Annotated in this window: 25 protein-coding genes; 16 read left to right on the top strand and 9 right to left on the bottom strand. The window is 72.2% G+C overall.

Translation table 11 applies throughout. The annotated features are described in order from the left end of the window. The first annotated feature begins 80 nt into the window (after positions 1-80). From NW895_RS29200 to NW895_RS29185, 4 genes are all read left to right on the top strand, one after another. Positions 81-323: a DUF397 domain-containing protein gene (locus NW895_RS29200; protein ID WP_289939298.1), complete on the top strand. Its 243-nt coding sequence runs from the start codon at positions 81-83 to the stop codon at positions 321-323. 151 nt (positions 324-474) lie between these two features. Continuing rightward, positions 475-1,377, top strand: coding sequence for a universal stress protein (locus tag NW895_RS29195; RefSeq protein WP_289939296.1), 903 nt, complete (start codon positions 475-477; stop codon positions 1,375-1,377). Positions 1,378-1,425: 48 nt separating this feature from the next. Next, positions 1,426-2,025 (top strand): ABATE domain-containing protein, encoded by a 600-nt coding sequence (locus NW895_RS29190; RefSeq protein ID WP_289939295.1) that lies wholly within the window; start codon positions 1,426-1,428, stop codon positions 2,023-2,025. 91 nt (positions 2,026-2,116) lie between these two features. Then, entirely contained in the window at positions 2,117-2,614 is a 498-nt protein-coding gene (locus tag NW895_RS29185; protein WP_289939294.1) for a hypothetical protein, read from the top strand. Between the two features lie 7 nt (positions 2,615-2,621). On the opposite strand, the gene NW895_RS29180 is transcribed toward NW895_RS29185, so the two are convergent. Beyond that, positions 2,622-4,541, bottom strand: coding sequence for an N-acetylmuramoyl-L-alanine amidase (locus NW895_RS29180; protein WP_289939293.1), 1,920 nt, complete (start codon positions 4,539-4,541; stop codon positions 2,622-2,624). A gap of 209 nt (positions 4,542-4,750) precedes the next feature. Continuing rightward, positions 4,751-5,890 (bottom strand): aminoglycoside phosphotransferase family protein, encoded by a 1,140-nt coding sequence (locus NW895_RS29175; protein ID WP_289939292.1) that lies wholly within the window; start codon positions 5,888-5,890, stop codon positions 4,751-4,753. A gap of 245 nt (positions 5,891-6,135) precedes the next feature. On the opposite strand from NW895_RS29175, the gene NW895_RS29170 reads away from it, so the two are divergent. Then, entirely contained in the window at positions 6,136-7,638 is a 1,503-nt protein-coding gene (locus NW895_RS29170; protein WP_289939290.1) for a hypothetical protein, read from the top strand. A 51-nt stretch (positions 7,639-7,689) separates the two neighbouring features. Here the strand turns inward: NW895_RS29170 and NW895_RS29165 are convergent, their stop codons facing one another. Both NW895_RS29165 and NW895_RS29160 read right to left on the bottom strand, forming a co-directional pair. Then, positions 7,690-9,102, bottom strand: a complete 1,413-nt coding sequence (locus tag NW895_RS29165) for a SpoIIE family protein phosphatase (RefSeq protein WP_289939289.1) — start codon at positions 9,100-9,102, stop codon at positions 7,690-7,692. A 318-nt stretch (positions 9,103-9,420) separates the two neighbouring features. Then, a complete protein-coding gene (locus NW895_RS29160) occupies positions 9,421-10,515 on the bottom strand; it encodes a chemotaxis protein (RefSeq protein WP_289939287.1) in 1,095 nt (364 codons plus the stop codon). Between the two features lie 96 nt (positions 10,516-10,611). Between NW895_RS29160 and NW895_RS29155 the strand changes: the two genes are divergently transcribed. Both NW895_RS29155 and asnB read left to right on the top strand, forming a co-directional pair. Next, entirely contained in the window at positions 10,612-10,968 is a 357-nt protein-coding gene (locus NW895_RS29155; protein WP_289939285.1) for a hypothetical protein, read from the top strand. Between the two features lie 225 nt (positions 10,969-11,193). After that, on the top strand, positions 11,194-13,035 hold the full coding sequence (gene asnB, locus NW895_RS29150; protein WP_289939283.1) for an asparagine synthase (glutamine-hydrolyzing): 1,842 nt from the start codon (positions 11,194-11,196) through the stop codon (positions 13,033-13,035). 56 nt (positions 13,036-13,091) lie between these two features. On the opposite strand, the gene NW895_RS29145 is transcribed toward asnB, so the two are convergent. Continuing rightward, positions 13,092-14,672, bottom strand: a complete 1,581-nt coding sequence (locus tag NW895_RS29145) for an alpha/beta hydrolase (RefSeq protein ID WP_289939282.1) — start codon at positions 14,670-14,672, stop codon at positions 13,092-13,094. A gap of 273 nt (positions 14,673-14,945) precedes the next feature. Here NW895_RS29145 and NW895_RS29140 point away from each other — a divergent pair, with 273 nt between their 5' ends. After that, positions 14,946-15,614: a chaplin gene (locus NW895_RS29140; RefSeq protein WP_289939281.1), complete on the top strand. Its 669-nt coding sequence runs from the start codon at positions 14,946-14,948 to the stop codon at positions 15,612-15,614. A gap of 63 nt (positions 15,615-15,677) precedes the next feature. Here NW895_RS29140 and NW895_RS29135 read toward each other — a convergent pair whose 3' ends face one another. After that, entirely contained in the window at positions 15,678-16,163 is a 486-nt protein-coding gene (locus NW895_RS29135) for a nucleoside deaminase (protein WP_289939278.1), read from the bottom strand. A gap of 110 nt (positions 16,164-16,273) precedes the next feature. Between NW895_RS29135 and NW895_RS29130 the strand changes: the two genes are divergently transcribed. The 3 genes from NW895_RS29130 to NW895_RS29120 are packed head-to-tail and all read left to right on the top strand — an operon-like array spanning position 16,274 to position 18,833. Next, positions 16,274-17,089 (top strand): GNAT family N-acetyltransferase, encoded by an 816-nt coding sequence (locus NW895_RS29130; RefSeq protein WP_289939276.1) that lies wholly within the window; start codon positions 16,274-16,276, stop codon positions 17,087-17,089. Next, the gene (locus tag NW895_RS29125; protein WP_289939274.1) at positions 17,086-18,036 is read left to right on the top strand and encodes an NAD(P)-dependent oxidoreductase; all 951 of its coding nucleotides are present in this window, start codon (positions 17,086-17,088) and stop codon (positions 18,034-18,036) included. Before NW895_RS29130 ends, NW895_RS29125 begins: the two co-directional genes overlap by 4 nt. 8 nt (positions 18,037-18,044) lie before the next feature. Continuing rightward, a complete protein-coding gene (locus NW895_RS29120; RefSeq protein ID WP_289939273.1) occupies positions 18,045-18,833 on the top strand; it encodes a phosphotransferase in 789 nt (262 codons plus the stop codon). A 110-nt stretch (positions 18,834-18,943) separates the two neighbouring features. On the opposite strand, the gene NW895_RS29115 is transcribed toward NW895_RS29120, so the two are convergent. Continuing rightward, positions 18,944-19,384 carry an SPW repeat protein gene (locus NW895_RS29115; RefSeq protein WP_289939272.1) on the bottom strand — a complete coding sequence of 147 codons (441 nt, stop codon included), beginning with the start codon at positions 19,382-19,384 and terminating at the stop codon, positions 18,944-18,946. Positions 19,385-19,563: 179 nt separating this feature from the next. Here NW895_RS29115 and NW895_RS29110 point away from each other — a divergent pair, with 179 nt between their 5' ends. Continuing rightward, positions 19,564-19,731: a hypothetical protein gene (locus tag NW895_RS29110; RefSeq protein WP_289939271.1), complete on the top strand. Its 168-nt coding sequence runs from the start codon at positions 19,564-19,566 to the stop codon at positions 19,729-19,731. A 56-nt stretch (positions 19,732-19,787) separates the two neighbouring features. Here the strand turns inward: NW895_RS29110 and NW895_RS29105 are convergent, their stop codons facing one another. Continuing rightward, complete coding sequence (locus NW895_RS29105; protein ID WP_289939270.1) at positions 19,788-20,831, bottom strand: acyl-CoA dehydrogenase family protein; 1,044 nt, start codon at positions 20,829-20,831, stop codon at positions 19,788-19,790. Positions 20,832-20,948: 117 nt separating this feature from the next. Here NW895_RS29105 and NW895_RS29100 point away from each other — a divergent pair, with 117 nt between their 5' ends. The 3 genes from NW895_RS29100 to NW895_RS29090 all read left to right on the top strand — a co-directional run bounded on the left by NW895_RS29100 (position 20,949) and on the right by NW895_RS29090 (position 23,646). Further along, complete coding sequence (locus NW895_RS29100; protein ID WP_289939267.1) at positions 20,949-21,302, top strand: YciI family protein; 354 nt, start codon at positions 20,949-20,951, stop codon at positions 21,300-21,302. Next, positions 21,302-22,489 carry an RNA polymerase sigma factor gene (locus tag NW895_RS29095; protein ID WP_289939265.1) on the top strand — a complete coding sequence of 396 codons (1,188 nt, stop codon included), beginning with the start codon at positions 21,302-21,304 and terminating at the stop codon, positions 22,487-22,489. Before NW895_RS29100 ends, NW895_RS29095 begins: the two co-directional genes overlap by 1 nt. 242 nt (positions 22,490-22,731) lie before the next feature. After that, positions 22,732-23,646, top strand: a complete 915-nt coding sequence (locus tag NW895_RS29090; RefSeq protein WP_289939264.1) for an oxidoreductase — start codon at positions 22,732-22,734, stop codon at positions 23,644-23,646. On the opposite strand, the gene NW895_RS29085 is transcribed toward NW895_RS29090, so the two are convergent. Continuing rightward, positions 23,643-24,032, bottom strand: a complete 390-nt coding sequence (locus NW895_RS29085; protein ID WP_289939263.1) for a pyridoxamine 5'-phosphate oxidase family protein — start codon at positions 24,030-24,032, stop codon at positions 23,643-23,645. The two genes, NW895_RS29090 and NW895_RS29085, sit on opposite strands and share 4 nt — an antisense overlap. 156 nt (positions 24,033-24,188) lie before the next feature. Here NW895_RS29085 and NW895_RS29080 point away from each other — a divergent pair, with 156 nt between their 5' ends. Then, positions 24,189-24,584 carry a VOC family protein gene (locus NW895_RS29080; protein ID WP_289939261.1) on the top strand — a complete coding sequence of 132 codons (396 nt, stop codon included), beginning with the start codon at positions 24,189-24,191 and terminating at the stop codon, positions 24,582-24,584. The last annotated feature ends 14 nt before the right edge of the window (positions 24,585-24,598 follow it).

Here is a 24,598-nt window from a genome sequence, read left to right as displayed (position 1 = left end):
GGTACCCCTCACGTGGCCTGTTGGCCATCGGAACCGATCGCTAGGCTGGCCGCGGACGACGACTCGGGAGGAGCACGGACGTGGCCGAGACCACCACCCAACAGCGCCCGCTCATCGGCTGGGACAAGCCGGAGCTGGACCTCAGCAACGCGCAGTGGCAGTCCAGCAGCCGCGGCCTGGGGGATGTCCAGATCGCGTTTGTCGAGGGGTTCATCGCCATGCGGAACAGTGCCCGCCCCGAAAGCCCGTCCCTGATCTTCACCCCCGCGGAGTGGGGCGCGTTCGTGTCGGGAGCGCGGGAAGGAGAGTTCGACCTCACGTGAACCGGCGGAGCCGGACCTGAGCCGACCGGCCGATCCGGGTGTGTTCCACCCGTTTTTCCGGACACGCGACCCTGAGCACGCTCCCGGGGCCCACGCCTGAGCCAGGCTGGCCCCGGGAGGGGGACGGTCCTGTTCCGGAGGTGAGAGACCCATGAGCACCCAGCCGGTCATCGCGGCGGTCGACGGCTCGGAGGACAGCCTGCGCGCCCTGGAGTGGGCCCTCGACGCCGCCCGCTGGCGCGCGGCGCCGCTGCGGGTGGTGCACGTACGGCAGTACGCCGTGTGGGCGCAGCCCGACGTCCTGGTCGCCGGTTCTCCGGACGCGGAGGAGGACCCGGTGCTCGCCCAGGTGCGCGCCCGCCTGGAGGGACACGCCGGCCTGCCGGAGACGGAGTACGTCGGCCTGGACGGCGCTTCCGAGGCCCTGCTGCCCGAACTGGGCTCCACCGCGCAGCTGCTGGTGCTCGGCTCCCGGGGCCGGGGCGGCTTCGCCAGCCTGCTGCTGGGCTCCAACGGCATGGCCGCGGCCCGCGACGCCGAGTGCCCCGTCGTCGTGGTTCCCCGCCCCGGACGCCAGGTCCACGACGAGGGACTGGCCGAGCCCGGGCCCCGGGTGGTCGTCGGCCTGCACGCCGACAGCCCCGACGAGGCCACGCTGGCCTTCGCCTTCACCGAGGCGGCCCTGCGCGACGCCCGCCTGCAGGTGATCGCCGCCTACCCGTGGCCGGTGGCGTCCTGGGCGGGCGCCGCCGGGCCGGTGCCGCCGGTGATCGACCAGGTCGCCGTCGAGGGCGAGACGCGGGCCCTCACCGAGGGCTTCCTCGCCCCGCACCGCGAACGGCACCCCGATGTCCGGGCCGAGCCGTACGTGCTGCCCGGCGACGCGGCCGGTCACCTCGTCTCCGCCTCGAAGGACGCCGAGCTCGTCGTCGTGGGCCGCCACCGCCGCCGCCTGCTCGCCCCCGCCCGTCTGATGGGCTCGGTCACCCATTCCGTCCTGCTGCACGCCGCGAGCCCCGTCGCGGTGGTGCCGCCCGCCCCGCCGGAGGAGTGAGCACCTCCGCTGCGGCTAATGGCTGACGCCGCTCCTATCATTAGCCCTATGCAGGCCTCGATCACCAGGGACGCCCGGCTCGCCCTCGACCTCGCCGTCACCATCCGGCACGACGGCAACGGCTCGGTCGCCGACGACCTGACCGACCCGGCGGGGCTCACCGCCTGGGTGCGAACCCACCCCGAGACCCTTCCGGACGCCGGCCGCTTCGTCGCCGACGACGCGAGCCTCGCCGCCGTCCGCGACCTGCGCGCCGCCGTCCGCGCCCTCTTCGCCCACGCCGTGCGCCCCGCCGAGCCCAGCCCCGCCGACGCGGCCCGCCTCCTGCCCGTCCCCGAAGCCGTACGGCGTCTCAACGCGGCGGCCGCCCGCACCCCCACCGTCCCCGTCCTGCACTGGACCGAGGACGCGGGCCCCGCCGTACACCGGCAGCCTCGGGACGGCGAGGACGATCTCACGGCCGCCCTCGCGCAGGCCGTGATCGCCTTCCTCGCCAGCCCCGACCGGGAGCGGCTGCGCGCCTGCCACGCACCGCGCTGCGTGCGCTACTTCCTCAAGGATCATCCGCGCCAGGAGTGGTGCAAGCCGTCCTGCGGCAACCGGGCACGCGTGGCCCGTCACCACGAACGGCACAAGAAGAGTGCGTGACCAGCCACGGACAACCCGCACCCGAACGACGCCCTCGCACCCGGACGCTCCCTCCGCCCCGCCGCCGGACGGCACGCCGTACCATGGCGACATGTCGTTCCTCCGCCGCCGCAGTGCCACCCCCGCCGGGCCCGACTTCGACGTACTGGCCATGGACCCGGGCGACTGGCCCGGCAACCTGGGCGCCGGGCTGCTGCCCGCCCCCGACGGCACCTGCCAGGGCGTGTTCCTGCGCTACGACCTGTTCGGCGGCCGCGGCCCCGCGATGATCATCGGCAATCTGCCGGAGGGTTCCCCGGCCCGCGACGTCCCCGAGGGGCAGGTCCCGTTCGAGGTGGCCCAGCTGCTGCTGGCCCTGGAGAACGACGAGGAGGTGACCGTCGTCGGCACCGAGGACGTGCCGGTGATGCAGGGCGACAACCTGCTGATCGTGCGCCGCGTCAAGCTCTCCGAGAGCCGGATCTCCTGCGTGCAGTTCGACCGCAGCGACAAAGTCCTGGTGACCATCGCCGCCTGGGACCGTCCCATCACCGACGACCTGTACGCCCTGCTGAAGCCGCTGCCCGCGGAGCTCTTCCAGCAGGGCTGAGGTCCGGCTACGAGGCCGAGGGCAGGAGTCGTACGTCGGCGGCGCGGACGAACGCCACCCGGTGGCCGAACTGGATCTCGTAGTACAGGTCCTTGCCGACCACGACCCTGTGCGAGGCCTCGTCGAAGGTGACCGCGTAGTAGTACTCGCCGGGCACCCTGTCACCGACCACGTACCTCTGGCCCTTGGGGAGCCGGTACGGCAGCGGGGACACGGACTGCGCCGGCACCCCCGCCGGATAGGCCGCCTGCTCGGGGTACGCGCGCCCGTACACCGGGACGCTCTCCAGGCCCGCTCTCGGCGTCACGACCCGGCCGGACGCCGGGACCGCCGTCGGCTGCTTGCGCGGGTTGCGGAACCACGCCTTCTGACCCCGGTACCAGATGGCGGTCCAGTCGCCCCAGTGGCCGGCGACCGCGTACTGCTGGCCGGTGGAAACCCGCGAGGACAGGTCGTTCACCCCGGTGGTCGGGGTCGTGCCGAGCCCGATGTCCTTGATCAGAGGGGCGTTCTCGTCGTGGCCGGAGTACAGCCGCACCGCGCTGGAGCCGTGGACCGCGCAGGGCTCGCCCTTGGTGACGCAGTCCGTGTACACCGGGCGGTTGGCGGCGTAGTCGGGGAGGATCGTCACCAGCCCGCCGTTCTGCTGGGCGGCGCGTTCGAACGGGTGCCCGAGCAGCTCGAAGTAGTGCCGCCAGTCCCAGTAGGGGCCCGGGTCCGTGTGCATGCCCGGGATGGTTCCCGTCGTCGGGCCCGGCACGGTGTCGTGGCCGAGGATGTGCTGCCGGTCCAGCGGGACACCGTACTTCTTCGCCAGATACGTCACCAGCCGAGCCGACGAGCGGTACATCGCCTCCGTGTACCAGGCGTCCGGACGCGCCAGGAACCCCTCGTGCTCCAGGCCGATCGACTTCGCGTTGACGTACCAGTTGCCCGCGTGCCAGGCCACGTCCTTCGCCTTCACATGCTGGGCGATGTGGCCGTCCGTGGAGCGGAGCGTGTAGTGCCACGACACATAGGTGGGGTCCTGCACCATGTTCAGCACCCCCTCCCACGCTCCCTCGGTGTCATGGACGACGATGTACCGGATGGACGGGGAGGCGGGCCGGTTCCCCAGGTCGTGGTTGCCGTAGTCACCGTCCCCGAACTGCTCGTACGGAGCCGGGATCCACTCGCAGGACACCGTCGACGGGCACTCGGTGCCGGCGGCGGAGGCCGTGCGCAGGCCCGTGCGCCGCAGCTGCGCGGTGTCGGGGTCCACGCCCGGCCGGGCCGTCAGGACGACCCGCTGCCCGGTGTCCGTGGTGCGGTCCGCGCCGGTGCGGATCACCTCGTACACATCGTTCGCGTACGCCGCCGCGGTCGCGGTGTCGTCCGCGCCCGAGAAGCGGGCCACCGCCCCGTACCAGTCCGCCGGATCGGCGCTCGGCCGCTCGCCCAGCTCCTTCTGGGCTGCGGCCAGCAGAGCGGCACCGCCCGCCACGTTGGCGGCCGGGTCGGTCCGCAGGTCGTCCGGCCTGAGCCCGGTCAGCTCGGCCGCCTTCGGCAGTGTTCGGAGGCGGGCCGGGAGTTCGCCGCCTGCCGGGATCTTCCTGACGGGATGCAGCGCCGGGCGGGCGTCGTCGCCACGGGCGTCCTCGGTGCCCTCACTGTGGTGCGGCACCTCGGCGAGCGCGGTGCGGGCGTCGGTGAGGTGCATCGGGCCGTAGCCGCCGGTCACGCTCGGCGCTCCGCCGTGCGCGTCCCAGCGGGACTGCAGGTAGGAGACGCCCAGCAGCACGCTCTGCGGCACCTGGTACTCGGCGGCCGCGGCGGCGAACGCCGACTGGAGGTCGTCCGCGGAGCGCCGGGCTTCGGACGGCGCCGCGCCGAGCAGCGGCAGGAGCAGGGCCGCCGCGGCCGCGGCGACGGTGACGGATCGTCTCAAGGCAGCCTCCTGTGAGCCGACGACCCGTCAAGCATGCCCACAGGAAGGCGATTAGCGCGTCACCAGGAGACTGATCGGGCGAATCTCAGGGCGACCGGGTCGTCGCCGGGGGGCCTGGGTCCTTCTGCTGGAGCAGAAGGAGGCTGACACACGATGACACGATGGTCCGTGGTGCCCCGCCCCAGGGGCACCACGGACCATCGTCCCCCTCAGCGAGTGCCGACCGCCGCACGCACGGCCCTCCGGGCCATCTGGCAGTCGTCGTGCAGCCGCCGCAGCAGCAGCCGCTGTTCCTCGCCGGACGGCGCAGCACCCGGGTGGGCCACTCCCGGTGCCGCCGGGGTCGTGTCGTGCATCGAACGCTGCACGGCCGTCTCGTAGGTGCGGATCTCGCGGGTGAGCACGAGCATCAGGTTCACCAGGAACGCGTCCCGCGACGCGGGCCCCGCCGACTGGGCGACCTGACTGATCTGACGACGCGCCACCGGTGCGTCCCCGAGCACCGACCACAGCGTCGCCAGGTCGTAGCCCGGCAGGTACCAGCCCGCGTGCTCCCAGTCCACCAGCACTGGACCAGCCGGTGAGAGCAGGATGTTCGACAGCAGTGCGTCGCCGTGGCAGAACTGGCGCATCCCCTGGCGCCCGGCTGCCTGTGCGATGTCGTGCAGCAGCTTCTGCAGATCGCCCATGTCCCGGTCGGTGAGCAGGCCCAGCTCGTGGTACCGGGAGATCCGTGCCCCGTAGTCCAGCGGGGCGTCGAACGTGCCCGCCGGCGGCCGCCAGGAGTTCAGCCGGCAGATGGCGCCGAGTGCCGCCCTGATGTCCGCCCGCGGCGGCGTCTCCGCCGGGTGCCGCTGCAGGGCCGCCACCCGGCCCGGCATCCGCTCGATCACCAGCGTGCAGTTGTCCGGGTCCGCCGCGATCAGCCGGGGCACCCGCACCGGAGGGCGGTGCCGGACGAACGAGCGGTATGCGGCTATCTCGTGCCTGATCCGCTCGGCCCACGCGGGAGAGTGGTCCAGTAAACACTTGGCGACGGCCGTGCTGCGCCCGGTCGTGCCGACCAGGAGCACGGACCGCCCGCTGCGGCGCAGCACCTGCACCGGAGCGAACTCCGGGCAGATCCGGTGCACCGAGGCGATGGCCGTGCGCAGCTGGGCGCCCTGAGGGCCGGACAAGTCGAGTCTCCCGCTGAGCGGTTGCGTGCCGGGCCCCGCGACGCGCCGCGTCCTGCCCGCACCGAGCACGGGCGCCGCCGGGCGCGCGGGGGCGAGGTAGGGGCCGCTCCCCGCCGGACGGGGGTGCAGCGACCGGGGCGGAGCGGACACGGAGGACGATGCTGCGTACATGGGAGAGACAGATCCCTTCGTGTGCCTGCTGTGCCTGCCTGAAGTCATCGCCCACCCGGCCCGGCCGCACGGGGATACACCTGGGGAATGCCCCTGTGGCGACCGGGTCGGGGTGGCGCGTTCCTACCTCACACGCGATGCCCAGTGGCACACCATCTGGCGAGGCCTGGCGAACCCTGGCGAATAGTCGCCCGGCAACTCCGGCCGGGCTACTGTCAACTCAGCCGAGAACCTGGGGGCTTGTTGTGAGCGGACAACCCAACACCCGGCTCGCGGACCTGTTCGGCCTGGCCGGCTGGTCCAAGGGCGAGCTCGCGAGGCTGGTCAACCGGCAGGCGGCGGCGATGGGCCACCCCCAGCTGGCGACCGACACCTCGCGGGTGCGGCGGTGGATCGACATGGGAGAGATCCCGCGCGATCCCGTACCGCGGGTGCTGGCGGCTCTGTTCACCGAGCGTCTCGGCCGTGTCGTGACCATCGAGGACCTCGGTCTGGTCCGGCACGGGCGTGCGGGGAAACGGCAGGGCGGCGGGAGCGTGGAGCATCCCGACGGAGTGCCGTGGGCGCCCGAACGGACCGCCGCGGTCCTCACCGAATTCACGGGAATGGACCTCATGCTCAACCGACGCGGTTTGGTGGGCGCGGGCGCTGCGCTCGCCGCGGGATCCGCACTCAGCAGCGCCATGTACGACTGGCTGCACACCGACCCTGCCCTGGCTGCCGACGCTCCCGACCTGGACAACCCCCTGCACGCCGACCCCGCCGGTTTCGACCGCTACGAGGCCGCGCCCATCGGGTCGCAGGAGATCGAGGAACTGGAGCGCTCGGTCGAGGTGTTCCGCGCCTGGGACGCCGCCCGCGGTGGCGGGCTCCAGCGCAAGGCGGTGGTGGGCCAGCTCAACGAGGTGGGCGGCATGCTCGCCTACCGTCACCCCCCTCACCTCCAGCGGCGCCTGTGGGGCGTCGCCGCCAACCTCGCCGTCCTCGCGGGCTGGATGTCGCACGACGTCGGCCTGGAACCCACGGCCCAGAAGTACTTCGTCATCGCCGCCCATGCCGCGCGAGAGGGCGGTGACCGGCCGCGCGCCGGGGAGGCGCTCTCCCGGGCGGCTCGCCAGATGGTGCACCTCGGCCGGCCCGACGACGCGCTGGACCTGATGAAGCTCGCCATGTCCGGCTCGGGCGAAGAGGTGCTGCCGCGCACCAAGGCGATGCTCTACACCGTCGAGGCCTGGGCTCAGGCCTCCATGGGAAAGGGCCAGGCGATGCGCCGCACCCTGGGACAGGCGGAGGATCTCTTCGTCTCCGACAAGGCCGAGGTACCGCCGCCGGACTGGATGCAGACCTTCAAGGAGGAGGACCTGTACGGCATGCAGGCCCTCGCCTACCGCACGCTCGCGGAGTTCGAGCCGGGCGCGGCCGTGCACGCGCAGCACTACGCGGAGAAGGCCCTGGCCCTCAGGATCGACGGCCGGCAGCGGTCGAAGATCTTCGACTATCTGTCGATGGCCTCCGCCTGCTTCATCGCCGACGACCCCGAACAGGCGGACCGGTACGCGCGGCTGGCCCTGGTGTCCATGGGATCCAACTCCTCCCAGCGGACCTGGGACCGGCTTCGCCAGATGTACCGGCTCACCGCCGAGTACGCCGGCTACCCGAAGATCCAGGAGTTGCGGGAGGAGATCAGACTGGCACTGCCCAAGTCCCAGGCCAGGGCGAGGGGCGGCGGTAGCACAGCTCAGGCGTAGGGGGTTGTGCCCAGGCACAGGGGGTTTGTGCCGGCATTCTCAGGACATCGCTCACGGCATCACCCTGGCGATGAGCACGCAGGCGTCGTCCTCGCGCTCGGTCTCGCCGAACTCCTCCACCACGGTCCGCACGCAGTCCTGTGCGGTGTACCCCTCGGCGAACCGCGGGGCGAGGTCGAGGAGGCGGTTCACGGCCGCTGTCCCCGTGTGCTGCGGCACCAGTCCGTCGGTGTGCAGGAGCAGCAGGTCGCCCACCTCAAGCATCTCTTCGGCCTGCCCGTAGACGGCACCCGAGGTGGTGCCGAGCAGGACGCCGTCCGGTGCGTGCAGCCTGCGCCCCGTCCCGTTGCGGAACAGCAGTGGGGCGGGGTGTCCGGCCTGTGCCCACACCAGGGTGCGGCTGCTGGGGCGGTAGCGGCCGCACACGGCGCTGCCCAGGGCCGGCTGGACGGTGGCGTCGAGTAACTGGTTGAGCCAGGACATCACCTGCCCGGGCTGGGAGCCCGCCATCGCCATCCCGCGCACGGCGCCCAGCAGCATCGCCATGCCCGACGTCACGGCGATGCCGTGCCCGGTCAGGTCGCCGACGCTGAGCAGTGTCTCGCCGTCGGTGAGTTCGAGGGCGTCGTACCAGTCACCGCCGATCAGCGTGTTCGTCGACGACGGCAGGTAGTGGGCGGCGAGGTCCAGGCTCTGGCGTCCCTGGCGCGGGAGCCGCAGGGAGCCGCGCCAGGGCGGCAGCACGGCCTCCTGCAACTCGACCGCGACCCGGTGCTCGGTCTGCGCGCGGTGCTCGTGGCGGTGGAGCGAGTCACGGGTCTCGCTCACCGCCAGCTGACTGCGGCGCAGTTCGCTCACGTCCCGCAGGACCGCCCACATGGAGGCGGTGCTGCCGTCCGTGTCGATCACGGGTTCGCCCATCATGTGCACGGTCCGCACCTCGCCGTCCGGGCGCACGATGTGGAACTCCCCGTCGATGGGCCGGGCGTCGACGAGACAGTCCGTGACCATCGCCGTCAGCTTCGGCCGGTCCTCGGCGAGTACCAGGGACGGCAGCTCGTCGAGGGTGAGCGCGGGAGCGGCGGGGTCGCGACCGAGGATGTGGTACAGCTCCCCGGACCAGCTGGCCTCGTCCGTCAGCAGGTTCCACTCCGCGCTGCCGACGCGGCTGAGCAGCGAGCCCGGGCGGGGCGCGGCGGCCGGCGCCTCAGGAGCCGCGGGCACGGGCAGCGGTCCGTCCCGCAACTGTGCCAAGTGCTCGTCGAGGTCGTTGAGTTGGTGCAGTGCGAGGTCGTACAGTGCGCGCTGCCACCTTTCCTGGGGGTCCGATCCGTCACCCTGCGTGTCGCGCCGGACGGCGTCCACGTCGCCCTTGAGCCGCCGGGCCTGCGAGATCAGCGCGTCGACCGAACCGCGCCCTGGCGGCTGGGCGGCTGGGTGGTCCGCAGACAGATGGGACGGCATGACGCACTCCGATGCGGGACGGTACGACCAAGGCTGACGGAAGGACCGTTACGACTGTTGCACAGCCCGCGACGGCCTGTAAGGGATTTGGCACCACACGATACGGTGGTGCTTCTGGCATATGCCACAGTCTTCACGGAGTGATTCCGGCGCATGGATGGCGTACGTCCGTGAGAGGTCAACACGTAGGCCCTCTACGTTACTTGACGGAACGGCGGGGCGGCTCGGGGCATTCCATTCTGGTGTTCGACGCCTTTGTGTTCCATGGGGGCGGCGAGGGCTGGAGCGGGGAGAGTGGCCGACGGGTTCAGTGGGGGATCAGTACCGCAGCACCCCCGCGATTCCGCTCGCTTCTCCCAGCGTGCCGTCCGGTACGAAGCGGACGTCGGCGCCGGTCTCCAGGCACTGCTCGACGATCTCGTCCACGATGTCCTCATGGGCGTCGAGATCGCCGCTCTCGGCCGGCAGCAGATGGTCACCGGCGTCGCGCACCGTCACCCGGTAGTTCTCCTCGACCGCCAGCAGCCGGACGCGGCCCGCCCGGGCGCTCTGCCACAGCTCGTCGACACCGGCGGCGAAGTCCCTGCGCCCGCGGGCCGAGGTGAGTTCCCGTGTCACGTCGTCGGCCGACCTGCGCTCCTCGGCGGCGACGACCGGCTGCACCGCCTGCCACACGGCCTCGGGGGAGCCGTGCGCCAGCCCGCCGTGCGGGACGTGCACCGCGCGTTTGGCGATGCCGCCGACCTCCTCCAGCGCGGTCAGCGCGGCCGGCTTGCCGGTGATGTACATCGGCCGCGGATGCTCGCGCAGGACGGCGGTCATCGCGATGTCGGCCTCGCGCAGGAAGTGACGGATGCCCTCGTCGCGGAAGGTGCTCCGCACGTCACCGATCCGCTCCCGGCGCTCGGGGTCGAAGTTCTCGGCGCGTCTGGTCAGCGGGAAGCCGCCGGTGTGGTCCTCGACGACGCGGTCCACGCCGCCGCTCCACAGCGTGACGCGGTCGGCGGCGACCGACAGCACCCAGAACGGGCGCTCGGCGGCCTGCGCGGCGACCAGGTTGCGGGTCAGGAAGGTGTCCGCGAGCACCACGCGCTCGGGCACGCTGCGGGCGATCGTCCACACCTGGTGCTCGCCCGGGGCCGCGAAGATCAGCAGGCCGTCCTCGGCGTGCGTCAGGTCGACCTCGGCGAGGGCCCGGTCGAGCTGCCGGGCGACCTCGACGCGCCGGTCCCGGGTGACCGCGGGATCGGCCTCCAGTTGCCTCTTCGCCTCGGTCACCACATTGCGCAGCCGGACGGCGTCCTGGGCGTTGTAGGGCTCGCGGCGGTGTGTCGGCGTCAGTACGGACACCGCGGGATAGGGGCGGGGGCGCCGTAGCTCGGCGAGGGTCGCGGGGCTGAGATCGTGCTCCATGTCAGCACGATAGAACCGATTCGCGTGTCGGGCATTTGGGGTAATTCGCCAAGGAGGCTGTTCCGGGGGTCGAGGTTGCGGAGGAGGTGTCGTGCGATGGCACGTCTCGACGTGACCGGGAAGGACGTCGTCGTCCGTCTGACGTGGCGGGAGCGGCTGCGGGCCCGGCGCCGCGAGGTGCGGGTCCCTCTCGCGGACGTGAAGGACGTGCGGGTCGAGCCGGACTGGTGGCGTGCTCTGCGAGGGACGCCGTGCTCGGGCCGGGGTCGCGTGGGGGAGCGGCATCATCCGCAGGGCCGGGACTTCGCCGCCGTACGGGTGGGCGTGCCCGTCGTGCTCGTGGATCTGTGGCGGCCGGTCCCGTTCGCCCGGCTCGCCGTCTCCCACTCCGATGCCGAACGGGTCGCCCGGAAGTTGAGGAAGTCTTTGCCGTTGGCTGATTCCCCACGGTGATCCCCCGGGAGAGAGCGGTTCAGCGGTATCGCATGTGCAAAGCCCGGCTGAAAGTGCGGGGGTGGCGGAGCCGTGTGCGTGCGATCCGCGTTGACCGGCCCGCCGTGTATGACGCACGCTCGTCATATAGATGGTAGATACAACTTGTTCGGCGAAGTGCTGCCCCCGCCCGCAGAGCCGCAGGTGAGCGCGCTTTCGCACGGACAGGAATGCAGGAGGTAGAGCATGTGCGGCATCACCGGCTGGGTCTCCTTCGACCGTGACCTGCGCGCCGAGGCCGCGACACTGGATGCGATGACCGAGACGATGGCCTGCCGCGGCCCGGACGACCGCGGCACCTGGGCCGAGGGACCCGCGGGCCTCGGGCACCGCAGGCTCGCGATCATCGACCTGCCGGGGGGCCGTCAGCCGATGACCGCCGACACCCCGCACGGGACGGTCGCCCTCGTGTACTCGGGGGAGGCCTACAACTTCACCGAGCTGCGCCGCGAGCTCTCCGGGCGTGGCCACCGCTTCACGACCGACTCCGACACCGAGGTCGTCCTGCGCGGCTACCTCGAATGGGGCGACGCGCTCGCTGAGCGCCTCAACGGCATGTACGCCTTCGCGGTCTGGGACGGCCGCGCGGACAAGCTCGTCATGGTCCGCGACCGGATGGGCATCAAGCCCTTCTACTACCACCCGACCTCCGACGGCGTCCTCTTCGGCTCCGAGCCCAAGGCGATCCTCGCCAACCCCCTGGCCCGCCGCCGGGTGCGGCTGGACGGCCTGCGCGAGCTGTTCACCATGATCAAGGCGCCGGGACACGCCGTGTGGGACGGCATGCGCGAGGTGGAGCCCGGGACCGTCGTCACCGTCGACCGCTCGGGCGTGCACCGCCGCGCCTACTGGGAGCTTCGGACCCGCCCCCACACCGACGACCGGGATGCCACCGTGGCGCGGGTGCGCTCGCTCCTCGACGACATCGTGCGCCGCCAGCTCGTCGCGGACGTGCCGCGCTGCACCCTGCTCTCCGGCGGGCTCGACTCCTCCGCCATGACCGCGCTCGCCGCCCGGCAGCTGGCCGAGCACGGCGAGAAGGTCCGCAGCTTCGCCGTCGACTTCCTCGGACAGGCCGAGAACTTCGTCGCCGACGAACTGCGCGGCACCCCCGACACGCCCTTCGTGCACGACGTGGCCCGCACCGCCGGCACCGACCACCAGGACATCGTGCTGGACGCGCACGCCCTCGCCGACCCGGACGTACGGGCCAAGGTGATCCGCGCCCGGGACCTGCCCGCGGGCCTCGGTGACATGGACGCCTCCCTGTACCTGCTGTTCAAGGCCATCCGGGAGCACTCCACGGTCGCCCTGTCCGGCGAGTCCGCCGACGAGGTCTTCGGCGGCTACCTGCAGTTCTTCGACGAGGAGGCCCGCAGCGCCGACACCTTCCCCTGGCTGGTGCGGTTCGGCCGGGACTTCGGCGAGGACGCCGAGGTACTGCGCCCGGACCTGACCAAGGCCCTGGACCTGGAGTCGTACGTGGCCGACGGCTACCGCACCGCCGTCTCGGACATCCGGCGCCTCGACGGCGAGAGCGACTTCGAGTACCGGATGCGGCAGATCTGCCCCCTCCACCTGACCCGGTTCGTACGGATCCTGCTCGACCGCAAGGACCGCGCGAGCATGGCCGTCGGCCTGGAGGTCCGCGTGCCGTTCTGCGACCACCGGCTCGTCGAGTACGTCTACAACACGCCGTGGGCGCTGAAGTCCTTCGACGGCCGGGAGAAGAGCCTGCTCAGGGAGGCGACCGCGGACCTGATCCCGAAGTCCGTGTACGACAGGGTCAAGAGCCCCTACCCGTCCACGCAGGACCCCGCGTACGCGGCCGCCCTCCAGGAGCAGGCCAGGGACCTCCTCGCCCGCTCCGGCCACCCGGTCTTCGACCTCGTCGACCGGGAACGGGTCCGGCGGGCTGCGCACCGCGACACCCCGGTGAGCACCCAGGCCGCACGGCGCGGCCTGGAACGGACCCTGGACCTGGCGCTGTGGATGGACCTCTACACGCCGGAGATCTCACTCGACTGAGCCGCTCAGGAGTGCGGGGGGCGCGTCGGCTCCCCGCACCGGCCGCCGTCGCCCCCTCAGTCGCCGTCGTCCTCCGAGCCGCAGGAGCTGCCGTTCGGCGGCAGGGTGCCGAACAGCAGGAAGGCGTCGACCTTGCGGTGCACGCACTTGGAGGAGGCGTACCCGGTGTGCCCCTCGCCCTTGTTGTCGAGCACCACCGCCGACGAGCCGAGCCGCTCGGCGGTCTCCACCGTCCACCGGTACGGCGTCGCCGGGTCGCCGCGGGTGCCGACGAGGAGCATCTTCGGCGTGTCGACGTTCTTCACCTCTTCCCGGATGAAGTCGGTGCCCCTGGGGCGGCCGTAACACATCAGGACCTGGATGAGCCGGTACCGGCCGAACACCGGCGACGCCTTCTCGTACGCGGCGCGCAGCCGGCCGAGGTCACGGGTGATCTGCTCGGCGGTGGGACGGTCGGGGTCGTCCGCACAGTTGACCGCCATCAGCGCCGCCGGCAGATTGTCGAGCGGCACGTCCTCCTCGTCGACCAGACCGCCGCCCTTCCCCCGCACCGGGAGCCCGACTCCGCCGGAGGCGAAGCTCTCCACGCCGCGGGTGTCCCCGTCCTCGACGAGCTGTGCGAGGGCCCGCTCCAGCGAGGGCCACAACTTCCTGCTGTAGAGCGCCTGCCCGATGGCGCCCACCAGGTCCTGGCCGGTGAACGCCTCCCCGAAGGCCGACGGCACCGGCTCGTCGTCGAGCGAGGCGACGAGCTGTACGACCTGCCGCCGGGCGTCGCGCGCGTCCTGGCCGAACGGGCAGGCGATGTCCTCCACGCACCAGGTGAGGAAGTTCTCCAGCGCGGTCTGCTGCCCCTTCGCACCGGCCAGGGCCTGCTCGGACAGCGTCTCCGTCAACGTGTCCACGCCGTCCAGCACCATCCTGCCCACCTTGTCGGGGAACTGGGCCGCGTACACCGCGCCGAGCCGGGTTCCGTAGGAGAACCCCAGGTAGTTGAGCTTCTTGTCGCCGAGCGCCTGGCGCATCACGTCCAGGTCGCGCGAGGCGTTGACGGTGCCGATGTGGGGCAGGACCGGTCCCGCGTGCTCGGTGCACTCGGCGGCCGCCTTCCGCACCTTCCGCAGCACGTCCTGCGGGTGACCGACGTTCTCGGCGCCGTCCGTGGCGTTCAGGACGCCGGTCGGTTCCTCGCCGCAGGTGACCGGGGAGGACCTGCCGACGCCCCGGGGGTCGAAGGTCACCACGTCGTAGCCGTTCGTGAGAGGCAGGAAGTCCTTGCCGGCGGCCGCCAGCTCCGGGACGCCGGCACCCCCCGGCCCGCCGAAGTTCAGCAGCACGGAGCCCCTCGACTCGCCGGTCGCCCGGTAACGGGCGAGGGCCAGGTCGAGCGTACCCGCCTCGGGCCTGGAGTAGTCCAGGGGGACGGTGACCTTCCCGCACTGCAGGTCCTTCGGTGCGTCGGTGGTCTCGCACGCCGACCACGTGACCTTCTGGCCGTAGAACCGGGCCAGACCGGGCTCGGCGCCGTCCGCCGCCACGGCGGGCAGCCCCGCGCCCAGCAGGGCCAGTCCGGCCGCACCGGTGACCGCGCAGCGCCGGACCGAGGGCCTGGGCTCTGACGACAGCTTGGCCAGCATCGATGCCTCCAGGGACGCCCCGTCGCGGACCGGGGAACGGCGTCCTCGCTCACCATAAGCGGCGTCCGGAGGGCTCGCCTCCGGACGAGCGGGACCGTGCGGAGCGCCTTACACTCCGACCCTTTCGGGCCGGATGCGGCCTCTTTGTGTCTCGTTCGACAAACGTGCCACTCGATGGGGTGAAAGGCGGATAAGCCATAACTCGGATGGTTCTCCTGCGTTTTACCCGGTGCGGGCGAGCGCCCGCGACCATGTCTGGAAGGCAGGGACCCTATGAGACGGGCTACCCGAAACGGTGTGATCGCCGTCGCAGCCGCCTCGGGCGCGATGGCCGTGACGTTCCCGGCGTACGCCGACTCCGAGGCCGCCGGCACCGCGGCCGGCTCAGCCGGGGTGATCTCCGGAAACACCGTCCAGCTCCCGGTGCACGTCCCGGTGAACGTGTGCGGGAACACCGTGAACGTGGCGGGCATCCTCAATCCGGCCGTCGGCAACAAGTGCGCCAACGAGGACAAGGCGCGCAACGGGGCGGACGCACCCGGCGGAGCGGTCGCCCAGGGAGGCGGAGAGGACTCGCCGGGCGTGCTCTCCGGCAACAGCGCACAGCTCCCCGTCCACCTTCCGGTGAACGTCAGCGGAAACAGCGTGAACGGGGTGGGCGTCGGCAATTCCGCCGACGGCAACGAGTCCACGAACACCTCCGGCAACCGCCCCGACCGCCCCGACCGGCCCGAGCGCCCCATCCGGCCGGCGCCGAAGCCGACCGCACCACCCGAGGGGCGCTCGCACACCGAGCCGACCCCCCACTCCCCGCCCCGGGTCACGGCGTCCCTCGCCCACACGGGAGCGGACCATGCCCTGTCCGCGCTCGCGGGGGGAGCCGCGCTCGTCCTGGGCGGAGCGGTCCTCTACCGGCGCTTCCGCCCCAGGGCGGACAGCTGACGGACGAGGACAGGCCCCACCGTGCCGCCGACCGGTGGGGCCTCGGTCGCCCGGCGTGCCGCGTCAGGCTCGCCCGAGGTGAAAACGGCGGTGCAACTCCCGTACGCCGCCCACGAGTTCCGGGACCGGGCCCTCCACCGTCACGCCGGGCGCGACCTCGTGGACCGGCAGCGTCCGCACCGGCGGGGCGGGCACGCCCAACTCGCCGAGCCACGAGGCGAGTTGCTCCGACGAAGCGACGTACACGATGCGTCCGAGGCCCACCCAGGCGTGCGCGGCCGCGCACATCGGGCAGTGCTCGCCGGAGGTGTACACCGTCGCGGCCGCCCGCTCCTCGGGCGTCAGATGGGCGGCGGACCAGCGAGCCAGCTCGAACTCTGGGTGCCGGGTACGGTCGCCGGAAGCCACCCGGTTGTGGTCCTCGCCGAGCACCGTGCCGTCCCCGCCCACCAGCACCGAACCGAACGGCTCGTCCCCGGCCTCAAGAGCCTCGGCCGCGAGCTCCACGCAGCGGCGCAGGTGCGGCAGTTCGGCATCCTTCACAACCATGGCGCAGGCCCTCCCTCACGCGGTGATCTCCACAACGCACCCTACGTTCGCCGTGGCGCCCACGCCGTAATCCCGTTGCCACCGTCCCGGGCCCGTGTTGAAGTGAGCCCATGGATCATGAAGGCGTGCTCGCCCTGTTCGACCGGGATCTGCGCGAGGGGGCGCAGCCGGACGGCCCGGACGCCCGGATCGAGCGGACCGGGGGAGTGGTGCGCCAGGTCGCCTCCGCCCAGGGCTGGAACGGCGTCGTCTGGTCGGCCCTGGACGACTCGACGGCGGACGCGGCGATCGCCGAACAGATCGGCTGCTTCACCGGGCTCGGCCGGGAGTTCGAGTGGAAGCTGTACGGGCACGACCAGCCCGTCGACCTCGGGAAGCGTCTCCTCGCGGCCGGATTCACGCCCGGGCAGGAGGAGACACTGATGGTCGGCGAGGTCGCCGACCTGACCCTGGACGCCGAGCCACCCGCGGGCATCCACATCCTCCCCGTCACCGACCGGGCGGGCGTCGACCTGGTGGCCGACGTGCACGACAAGGCGTTCGGCACGGACAGCTCACGGCTGCGGCACCAACTGCTCGCCCGCCTCACGGCCGACCCGGACACCGTCGTCGCCGTCGTGGCCCTCGCCGGCGACGAGCCGGTCAGCGCGGCCCGCATGGAACTCGTGCCGGGCACCAGGTTCGCCGGACTGTGGGGCGGAGGCACCGTGGAAAGCTGGCGGGGGCGCGGGATCTACCGTGCCCTGGTCGCCCACCGGGCCCGCGCCGCCGCCGACCGCGGCTACCGCTACCTCCAGGTCGACGCCTCCAGCCAGAGCCGCCCCATCCTCGAACGCCTCGGCTTCGCCCCGCTGACCACGACGACGCCGTACATGTACGAACCCGATGTCACACCCGAGGGCGCCCGGTCCGTCGCACAGGTATGAGGCCGAACCACGGGAACCAGACACAGCGGACGGACACGAGCCGGCGCGTCCTTCTCGCCGGCGCCGGCGGTGTCCTCGGCCGGCACATCGCCCACGCCCTGAGCGAGGCGGGCCACCAGGTCACCGGACTCGGCCGGGGACCGGACAGCGGCATCCGGGCCGACCTGATGGATCGCGAGGCGCTGCTGCGCGCCGTCGACGGGCACCACTTCGACACCGTGATCCACGTGGCGACCGCCCTGCGCAAGGCGCCCCTGCGCCACCGCGACATGTATGCGACCGACGCGCTGCGCACCGAGGGCACCGCCCACCTCGTCGAGGCCGCCCGGGTCACCGGCGCCCGCCGGTTCGTTTCGGAGTCGATGGTCTTCGGATACGGCTACGGAGACCACGGTGAGCACACGCTCACCGAGGAGGGCGACCCCTTCGGCCCACCCGGGCGCACCCCGGAGCTGGAACGGCACATCGCCGGCATGCGCACCAAGGAGCACCTCACCCTCCACACTCCCGGACTGGAGGGCATCGCGCTCCGCTTCGGCCTGTTCTACGGCCCCGGCGGCACCGACGCCCTCCTGCCCCTGCTGCGCCGGCGGCAACTGCCCGTGCCCGCCGACCGGGGCCGTGTGCTGCCGTGGGTGGAACTCACCGACGCGGCGCGCGCGGTCGTCGCCGCCGTGGAACGCGGCCGCCCCGGCCAGGCGTACAACATCGCCGACCGCACGCCGTTCGGGTTCCGCGCCCATGTCCTGAGCGTGGCCGAGGAGTTCGGGCTGCCGAAGCCGGTGACGGTACCACTGTGGCTGATGAGACCGATGTCGTACGCGCACGCCATGATGTCCACGACACTGCGGGTGTCCACGGCGAAGGCCGAACGGGAACTGGGCTGGACGCCGGTGCATGCGTCCAGCCGCGAGGGCCTCGCCGCGCTGCGGGCGGCCGGCCGATGACCCCGTCGGTGCCTCTGCCGCCCGGTGAGAGGTCGTCGTACACCGATCCCGATCCTGATCCCGAGGAGTCCGTCCTCCACGGCGGGGCGGTCAGCACGGTGGTGCGCGTCGGAGCCACCGTACGGCGCACGCCGTCACAGCGGTCGGAGTACGTGCAGGACCTGCTCAGGCTGTTCGAGCGGCGCGGGTGGCCCGGGGCGCCGCGGTTCCTCGGGACGGACGAGAAGGGGCGGGAGGTGCTGACCCATGTGGCGGGACGGGTCCCGCTCAGTGCCGGAGAGCGGGCGGCGGCCCGTACCGACGCCAGTCTCGTCGGCGTCGCGCGACTGGTGCGCGCGTTCCACGACGTGACCCGGGGCACCGAGGCGGCGGGCGACCAGGAGGTCGTCTGCCACAACGACCTCGCGCCCAAGAACACCGTGTACGCCGTGGAAGGCGCCGAGTGGCGCCCACTGGCCGTCATCGACTGGGACATCGCCGCCCCCGGCGAGCGCATCCATGACGTCGCCCACGTCTGCTGGCAGTACCTGGACCTCGGCCCGGGCGTGACCGACGTGCCGGAAGCCGCACGCCGCATCGGCCTCATCTGCCGCGCGTACGGCCTCGAAAGCCGTCACCGGCTTCTCGACACCGTCCTGTGGTGGCAGGACCGGTGCCGGCGGGGCATCGAGGCGGGGGCGGAGCGTGGGGAGCCGGCCATGGCCGCGCTGCGCGAGCGGGGCGTCGTGGCCGAGGTACGCGGCGCCCACGACTGGGTCGCCGCCCATCGGCGGGAACTGGGCGCCTGCCTGTACTGACCATGACCCGGTCGGCGGCGGGCTCCAGCGCTCAAGGGGGTGCGGAGGCGCGGAGGCCGGTCCGTGGAGGTCACGGGCCGGCCGACGGGGCGTTCCTTCCTGGTGAGGCCCTACGGCCTGCGGGTGGCCCTCGCCGCCGTGCCGGCGCACACCATCCCGAGGAGCACGGCCAGGGCGCCGATGACGACGTTGTTCCAGATGACGCCGGCGTCCGGGCTGTCGCCGACGATCCACGGCGAGATGATCATCCACACGCCCATGGCGCACATGGCCCAGCTGAGGCCGTACATGCGTTCCGGAGTCGTGGTGAACCCGATGGCCAGCAGGCCGATCGCGATGCCCACGATCAGGTTGTGCGTCACGAGTGGCGGCTGACTCGTCGTGTAGTGGAGTATCCACGGCGACACCGCGCAGTACAGGCCGAGCAGGAACACCGGTCCGTCGACGAGCGGTACATCGCGACCGCCGAGCACGCGGGCGTAGCGCGCCCGCATTTCCAAGACATCAGGGTGACTCGACATGTCACCTCTGGTGTGCGAGACGTTGGCCATGAGCTGTCTCCTTCAAAAGCGCCACGTAAGCCCATTCTGTCCTTATTTTTCCTTTATGTGTAGAGGGTGGAGGGGGTGCCCGGTACATGTCCTCGCGGATCGGGGGCACGTGGATGTGTACGACCACACCTGTACGACGACGGACGAAGAACAGAAGAACAATGGAGGTGTCTGCCGCTATGGGCGCGAAGGTGTTGGAGCGCTTTCCTGCGGGAGCTCCGCGCGGATCGTGGCCGGCGGAGGAGTACGCGGCGCGCTGCCGTGCCGAGGGCAAGCCCGCGACCGTCGTGATGGATCTGAAGACGGACGCCTTCCTGGTGGTGGTACCGGCCCGCGACGAGGAGTGAACCGTCCCGGGTGGGCGTTCCCGTCGAGGAAACGGCGTCGAGCACGAGGACGTGGCTTACGGGGCGTCGCCCGTCAGGGCGTTCAAGTGTGCCCTGCGTGATAGCTCCGTCTGGCCCTGGACCAAGAGGAACATGCTCTCTCGGGCGAGTCGCTGGGCCTTGTTCGTGAGCGTCATCGCCCGGCCGCCCCCGGCCACCACGGCCGCCGTGGTGGCCGTCCGCATGACCTCGTACGACTGCGTCCTGAGGGCCAGTCGTTCCTCTAGGTGCGCGTCCGGCACCGGGTGGTCGGCCAGGGCGTAGGCCCGGCTGCGGACTTCGGCGAGGCGGGTGCGCAGTGGTCCGGCGACGTCCTCGTCCAGCAGGGTCAGCGCCGCCTCGGCGATGCCGAACACCGCTGGAGAGGCGCTCACCGTCTTCGTGCGGTCGGCGGCGCTCCACCGCTCGAACGGCGCCCGCAGGACCACCGCCTCCTCCGGCAGCCACAGGCCGTCCAGCTCCAGGGACACCGTGCGGGCGGCGGTGAGCGCCGCGAGCCGGATCGGCTCCGAGGGGCGCAGTCCCCGCTGCTCGCGAGCCTCGGCGAACGCGAACACCACCTCGCCGCCGTCGGTGACACCCGCCAGCAGCATCACGTCGTTCAGGCCCCAGCCCGTGTACCAGGGCACGGTGCCGTCGAAGCGCCAGCCGCCCCGCTCGGGAGCGGCCCGTACGGGACGCCGGGGGAAGGCGCGGACATGGGCGTACGCGATCCCGGCCAGCAGCTCTCCCGTGGCAAGCGGCCGCAGCAGCCGTTCCCGCACCGGCCCGTCCGACTGCGCCAGCAGCTTCACCGGCGTGTGGTGCTGTGTCTGCACGAACCACGTCGAGCAGCACGCCCCGGCCAGGATCTCCGCCGTCTCCCGTGCCACGGCAGCCGGCGCGTCGGCCCCGCCGTACTCCTCCGGCGCGCCCACCCCGAGCAGCCCCGACCGCTTGATCGCCTCGATGTGGCTCACCGGTACGCCCTCCTGGTCGACGCGCTCGGCGTGCGGGACGAGCAGGTCGTCCGCGAGCCGGCGGGCGTGGGTGACGAGGGAGTGGGGTGTCGTGGTGGTCATGAGGGAATTCTCGCGGTGCGGTGGGGCGAGGTGTCGATCCGGGGGTGTGCCGTTCGTGTAGGAGGTGAGAGAACGCCACGACGCCGGCAGGGGCGTCTGGAATCCGAGGAGGCCGTCATGAAGTACTACCTGCTCAGTGTGATGCAGCCCGTCGGGGAACCGCCCGCCCCGGAGATCCTCGCGGAGATCGGCAGGAATCTCGACGTCTTCCACCGTGAGCTGCGCGAGGCGGGTGCCTGGGTGTTCGCCGGGGGACTGCACGGCCCCGAGTCCTCCACCGTGCTGCGGCCCCGCGACGGCGACGTCCTGGTCACCGACGGCCCCTACGCCGAGGGCAAGGAGATGCTGGGCGGCATCTGCCTCATCAAGGCGCCCGATCTGGACGCGGCCCTCGACTGGGGGCGCAAGGCGGCCCTGGCGACCACCCTGCCCATCGAAGTGCGCCCGTTCATGCACGAAGCAGAGGCGTGATGACCACGGACGTCGAGGCGGTCTTCCGCGCGGAGTACGGCCGCGCGGTCGCCGTCCTCGTCCGCTTCCTCGGCGACATCGACCTCGCCGAGGAAGCGGTGCAGGACGCCTTCACCACGGCCGTGCGGCGCTGGCCGGAGACCGGTGTCCCGCCGAGCCCGGCCGGGTGGATCATCACCACCGCGCGGAACCGGGCGATCGACCGGCTGCGACGGGAGGCCGGACGTGGCGAACGCCACGCGCAGGCCGCCCTGCTGCACGCCCCCGACGCCCCGCCCGAGGAGGGCCCCGTGCGCGACGACCGGCTCCGCCTGATCTTCACCTGCTGTCATCCCGCCCTCGCCCTCCCGGCCCGGGTCGCGCTGACGCTCCGGCTGCTGGGCGGGCTGACCACGGCCCAGATCGCCCGCGCCTTCCTCGTCCCCGAGCCGACGATGGCCCAGAGGCTCGTCCGGGCCAAGGCCAAGATCCGCGACGCCCGGATCCCGTACCGGGTGCCCCGCGACGCCGACCTTCCCGACCGGCTGAACGGGGTCCTGGCCGTCGTCTACCTGATCTTCAACCAGGGGTACGAGGGCCAGGCCGACCTGTGCGCGGAGGCCGTGCGCCTCGGCCGTCTCCTGGCCGAGCTGATGCCGGACGAACCCGAGGTCACCGGCCTGCTCGCACTGATGCTCCTCATCGACGCGCGCCGGGCCGCTCGGCAGGACGACAGCGGAGCCCTCGTGCCGCTGCCCGAGCAGGACCGGGGGCGCTGGGACCGCGACCTGATCACCGAGGGACAGGAGCTGGTCCGCCGCTGCCTGCGCCGGAACCGGCCGGGGCCGTACCAGATCCAGGCCGCCATCCAGGCCGTCCACAGCGACGCGCGGAGCACCGAGGCCACGGACTGGGGGCAGATCCTGCGGCTGTACGACCAGCTCATGGCCCTCGCCCCGAGCCCGGTCGTGGCCCTGAACCGGGCGGTCGCCGTCGCCGAGACGGACGGCCCGAGCCAGGCCCTCGGCCTCGTCGACGCGCTGGACCTCGGCACGTACCACGTCTTCCACGCCGTCCGCGCCGATCTGCTGCGCCGCCTGGGCCGCGGCACGGATGCGGTACGGGCGTACGAGGCGGCCATCGCGCTCGCCGAGAGCCCGGCGCAGCGCGCGTTCCTCGTCGGGCGCCGGGACGCACTCAAGCGGTAGTCACCCTGTTGCGCCGGTGCGTCAGGCCGCCGGCCCGGTGCTCCCGCGCTCCACCAGCTTCGCTGCCGTGGCGTGGAACCGGGCTGGCGCCTCGCCGACCACGGCGGTGGACACCGCGCCACCCCACGAAGCGACCGCGCCGGCTCTGCGACCACGGGCCGGCACCCCCAGGGCGGGTAGGCCCGGCCATGTGTGCGTAAAGCCGACCCTGTGGCGTCGGACGCGTGTGCGAGACTCCGCCGATGAGCTCGGAAACGATCACCGCGGACTCCGCGGGCACCTGGAAACTCGGCGACCTGCCCGTGAGCCGCATCGGCCTCGGCGCGATGCGGCTCACCGGCAGCGCCGCCTTCCACCTCGGCACGCCGAGCGACCGAGACCGGTCGATCGCCGTACTGCGCAAAGCAACCGACCTCGGTGTGAACCACATCGACACGGCCGCCTTCTACTTCTCGTCGCTGCGTTCCGCCAACGAACTCATCAACAGCGCGCTGGCCCCGTACCCGGACGACCTGGTCATCGTCACCAAGGTCGGCCCCTACCGCACGTGGTCGGGGGAGTGGGGCACCTCGGCCCGGCCCGAGGACCTGCGCGGCCATGTCGAGGAGAACCTCCGCCAGCTCGGCCGCGACCACCTGGACGTCGTCAACCTCCGCCGGATGCGACAGGACTCGATCGCGGAACACTTCGGCGCCCTCGCCGAACTGCGTCAGGCAGGACTGATCCGTCACCTCGGCATCTCGAACGTCGAGCCCCGCCACCTCGCTGAGGCGCAGGCCATCGCGCCCGTGGTGTGCGTGCAGAACCAGTACGGGATCGGCTTCCGCGACCCCGCCACCGACGAACTGCTGCGGATCTGCGGCGAACAGGGCATCGCCTTCGTGCCGTTCTTCGCCATCGCCGGCGAGAGAGGTCCGCAGGGCGCGCCCACGGCCCATGGCGAGGAAGTGCTCGCTGTCGCCCGCGCGCACGGTGCGAGCCCCGCACAGGTCCGGATCGCCTGGACCCTGCGACAGGGCGCGCACGTCCTCGCCATACCGGGCACCGGCAACCCCGACCACCTCGCCGAGAACGTCGCCGCGGGCGCGCTGCACCTCACCGACGAGGAAGTGGCGCGACTCGGCGCCCTGAGTCCCCGGGGCGGCTCGACGAGCTAGTCGATCCAGACCCCGTCCCGCATGTGATGCCGCTGCGGCAGCTCATGGTGCTCGCACCGTGCCTGCACAGCCCGCGGGCGCACCTGGAAGGAGGCGTACGACGGGCTGTCCTCGCGAGGGTCCCGGCCGTGCTTCGCGAGGAACGCGTCGGCCGCCGCCGACGCCAGCCGGTCCCGGCCGCCGTCGCGCAGATTGCGGCCGGTGGGACTGGTGAGCCGCGTCGACAGCCACACGGACTCGCCGTCCCGGACGAACCACAGGAGGACCGGACACGGCAACCCGCCGGCGTCCGCCGTGGCCACCCAGATGCCGGCCTCCCGCTGGAGGCGGGCCGGGACATCCTGCTTGCGTTGCTCGCGACTGCGCTGCGGACCGGTGATCTCCATGGCGGGACGCCAACCGGGGGCGGGGTCCGGGCGCCTCGGGCGGGAGGCCCGGGACGGCGGTCCGACAGCCATCGAGAGGCCGGTCGGGTGCCGACTGGCGCGTGCCGCGTTTTACGTATAACCTCTCCGGTCAATCACCTGCCCCGAAAGGCCCCGATGCCCCGTATCGCCCTGGTCACCCTCGTCGTCGCCGACTACGACGAGGCGATCCGCCACTACACCGAGGCCCTCGGATTCCGGCTCGCCGAGGACACGCCCCGGCCCGACGGCTCCCGCTGGGTCGTCGTGGAGGCCGGTGCGCCGGGACAGGGCACCGCGCTGCTGCTGGCCCGCGCCAGGAACGAGGCCGAGCGTGCCCGGGTCGGGGACCAGACCGGTGGGCGCGTCGGCTTCTTCCTGCACACCGACGACTTCGCCCGCGACCACGCCCGGATGATCGCCGCGGGCGTGACCTTCCTGGAGGAGCCGCGCCACGAGCCGTACGGAATCGTCGCCGTCTTCCAGGACCTGTACGGCAACCGCTGGGACCTGCTCCAGCCCGCCACCCACTGATCCACCTGCTGAGG

It is taken from the genome of Streptomyces sp. S.PNR 29, from assembly GCF_030386795.1.
Taxonomy (GTDB): Bacteria; Actinomycetota; Actinomycetes; order Streptomycetales; family Streptomycetaceae; genus Streptomyces.
Note: the sequence above shows the minus strand (reverse complement) of the source record. Positions and strands in the feature narration are given on the sequence as shown.

Bases quoted from the DNA above. Each gene is read 5' to 3' on its own strand.
- NW895_RS29095 (WP_289939265.1), top strand. From the start codon at position 21,302: ATGACCACGGACGTCGAGGCGGTCTTCCGCGCGGAGTACGGCCGCGCG.
- asnB (WP_289939283.1), top strand. From the start codon at position 11,194: ATGTGCGGCATCACCGGCTGGGTCTCCTTCGACCGTGACCTGCGCGCC.
- NW895_RS29140 (WP_289939281.1), top strand. From the start codon at position 14,946: ATGAGACGGGCTACCCGAAACGGTGTGATCGCCGTCGCAGCCGCCTCG.
- NW895_RS29155 (WP_289939285.1), top strand. From the start codon at position 10,612: ATGGCACGTCTCGACGTGACCGGGAAGGACGTCGTCGTCCGTCTGACG.
- NW895_RS29105 (WP_289939270.1), bottom strand. From the start codon at position 20,831: ATGACCACCACGACACCCCACTCCCTCGTCACCCACGCCCGCCGGCTC.
- NW895_RS29165 (WP_289939289.1), bottom strand. From the start codon at position 9,102: ATGCCGTCCCATCTGTCTGCGGACCACCCAGCCGCCCAGCCGCCAGGG.
- NW895_RS29195 (WP_289939296.1), top strand. From the start codon at position 475: ATGAGCACCCAGCCGGTCATCGCGGCGGTCGACGGCTCGGAGGACAGC.
- NW895_RS29085 (WP_289939263.1), bottom strand. From the start codon at position 24,032: ATGGAGATCACCGGTCCGCAGCGCAGTCGCGAGCAACGCAAGCAGGAT.
- NW895_RS29130 (WP_289939276.1), top strand. From the start codon at position 16,274: ATGGATCATGAAGGCGTGCTCGCCCTGTTCGACCGGGATCTGCGCGAG.
- NW895_RS29100 (WP_289939267.1), top strand. From the start codon at position 20,949: ATGAAGTACTACCTGCTCAGTGTGATGCAGCCCGTCGGGGAACCGCCC.
- NW895_RS29090 (WP_289939264.1), top strand. From the start codon at position 22,732: ATGAGCTCGGAAACGATCACCGCGGACTCCGCGGGCACCTGGAAACTC.
- NW895_RS29185 (WP_289939294.1), top strand. From the start codon at position 2,117: ATGTCGTTCCTCCGCCGCCGCAGTGCCACCCCCGCCGGGCCCGACTTC.
- NW895_RS29145 (WP_289939282.1), bottom strand. From the start codon at position 14,672: ATGCTGGCCAAGCTGTCGTCAGAGCCCAGGCCCTCGGTCCGGCGCTGC.
- NW895_RS29175 (WP_289939292.1), bottom strand. From the start codon at position 5,890: ATGTACGCAGCATCGTCCTCCGTGTCCGCTCCGCCCCGGTCGCTGCAC.
- NW895_RS29190 (WP_289939295.1), top strand. From the start codon at position 1,426: ATGCAGGCCTCGATCACCAGGGACGCCCGGCTCGCCCTCGACCTCGCC.
- NW895_RS29110 (WP_289939271.1), top strand. From the start codon at position 19,564: ATGGGCGCGAAGGTGTTGGAGCGCTTTCCTGCGGGAGCTCCGCGCGGA.
- NW895_RS29080 (WP_289939261.1), top strand. From the start codon at position 24,189: ATGCCCCGTATCGCCCTGGTCACCCTCGTCGTCGCCGACTACGACGAG.
- NW895_RS29135 (WP_289939278.1), bottom strand. From the start codon at position 16,163: ATGGTTGTGAAGGATGCCGAACTGCCGCACCTGCGCCGCTGCGTGGAG.
- NW895_RS29160 (WP_289939287.1), bottom strand. From the start codon at position 10,515: ATGGAGCACGATCTCAGCCCCGCGACCCTCGCCGAGCTACGGCGCCCC.
- NW895_RS29125 (WP_289939274.1), top strand. From the start codon at position 17,086: ATGAGGCCGAACCACGGGAACCAGACACAGCGGACGGACACGAGCCGG.
- NW895_RS29115 (WP_289939272.1), bottom strand. From the start codon at position 19,384: ATGGCCAACGTCTCGCACACCAGAGGTGACATGTCGAGTCACCCTGAT.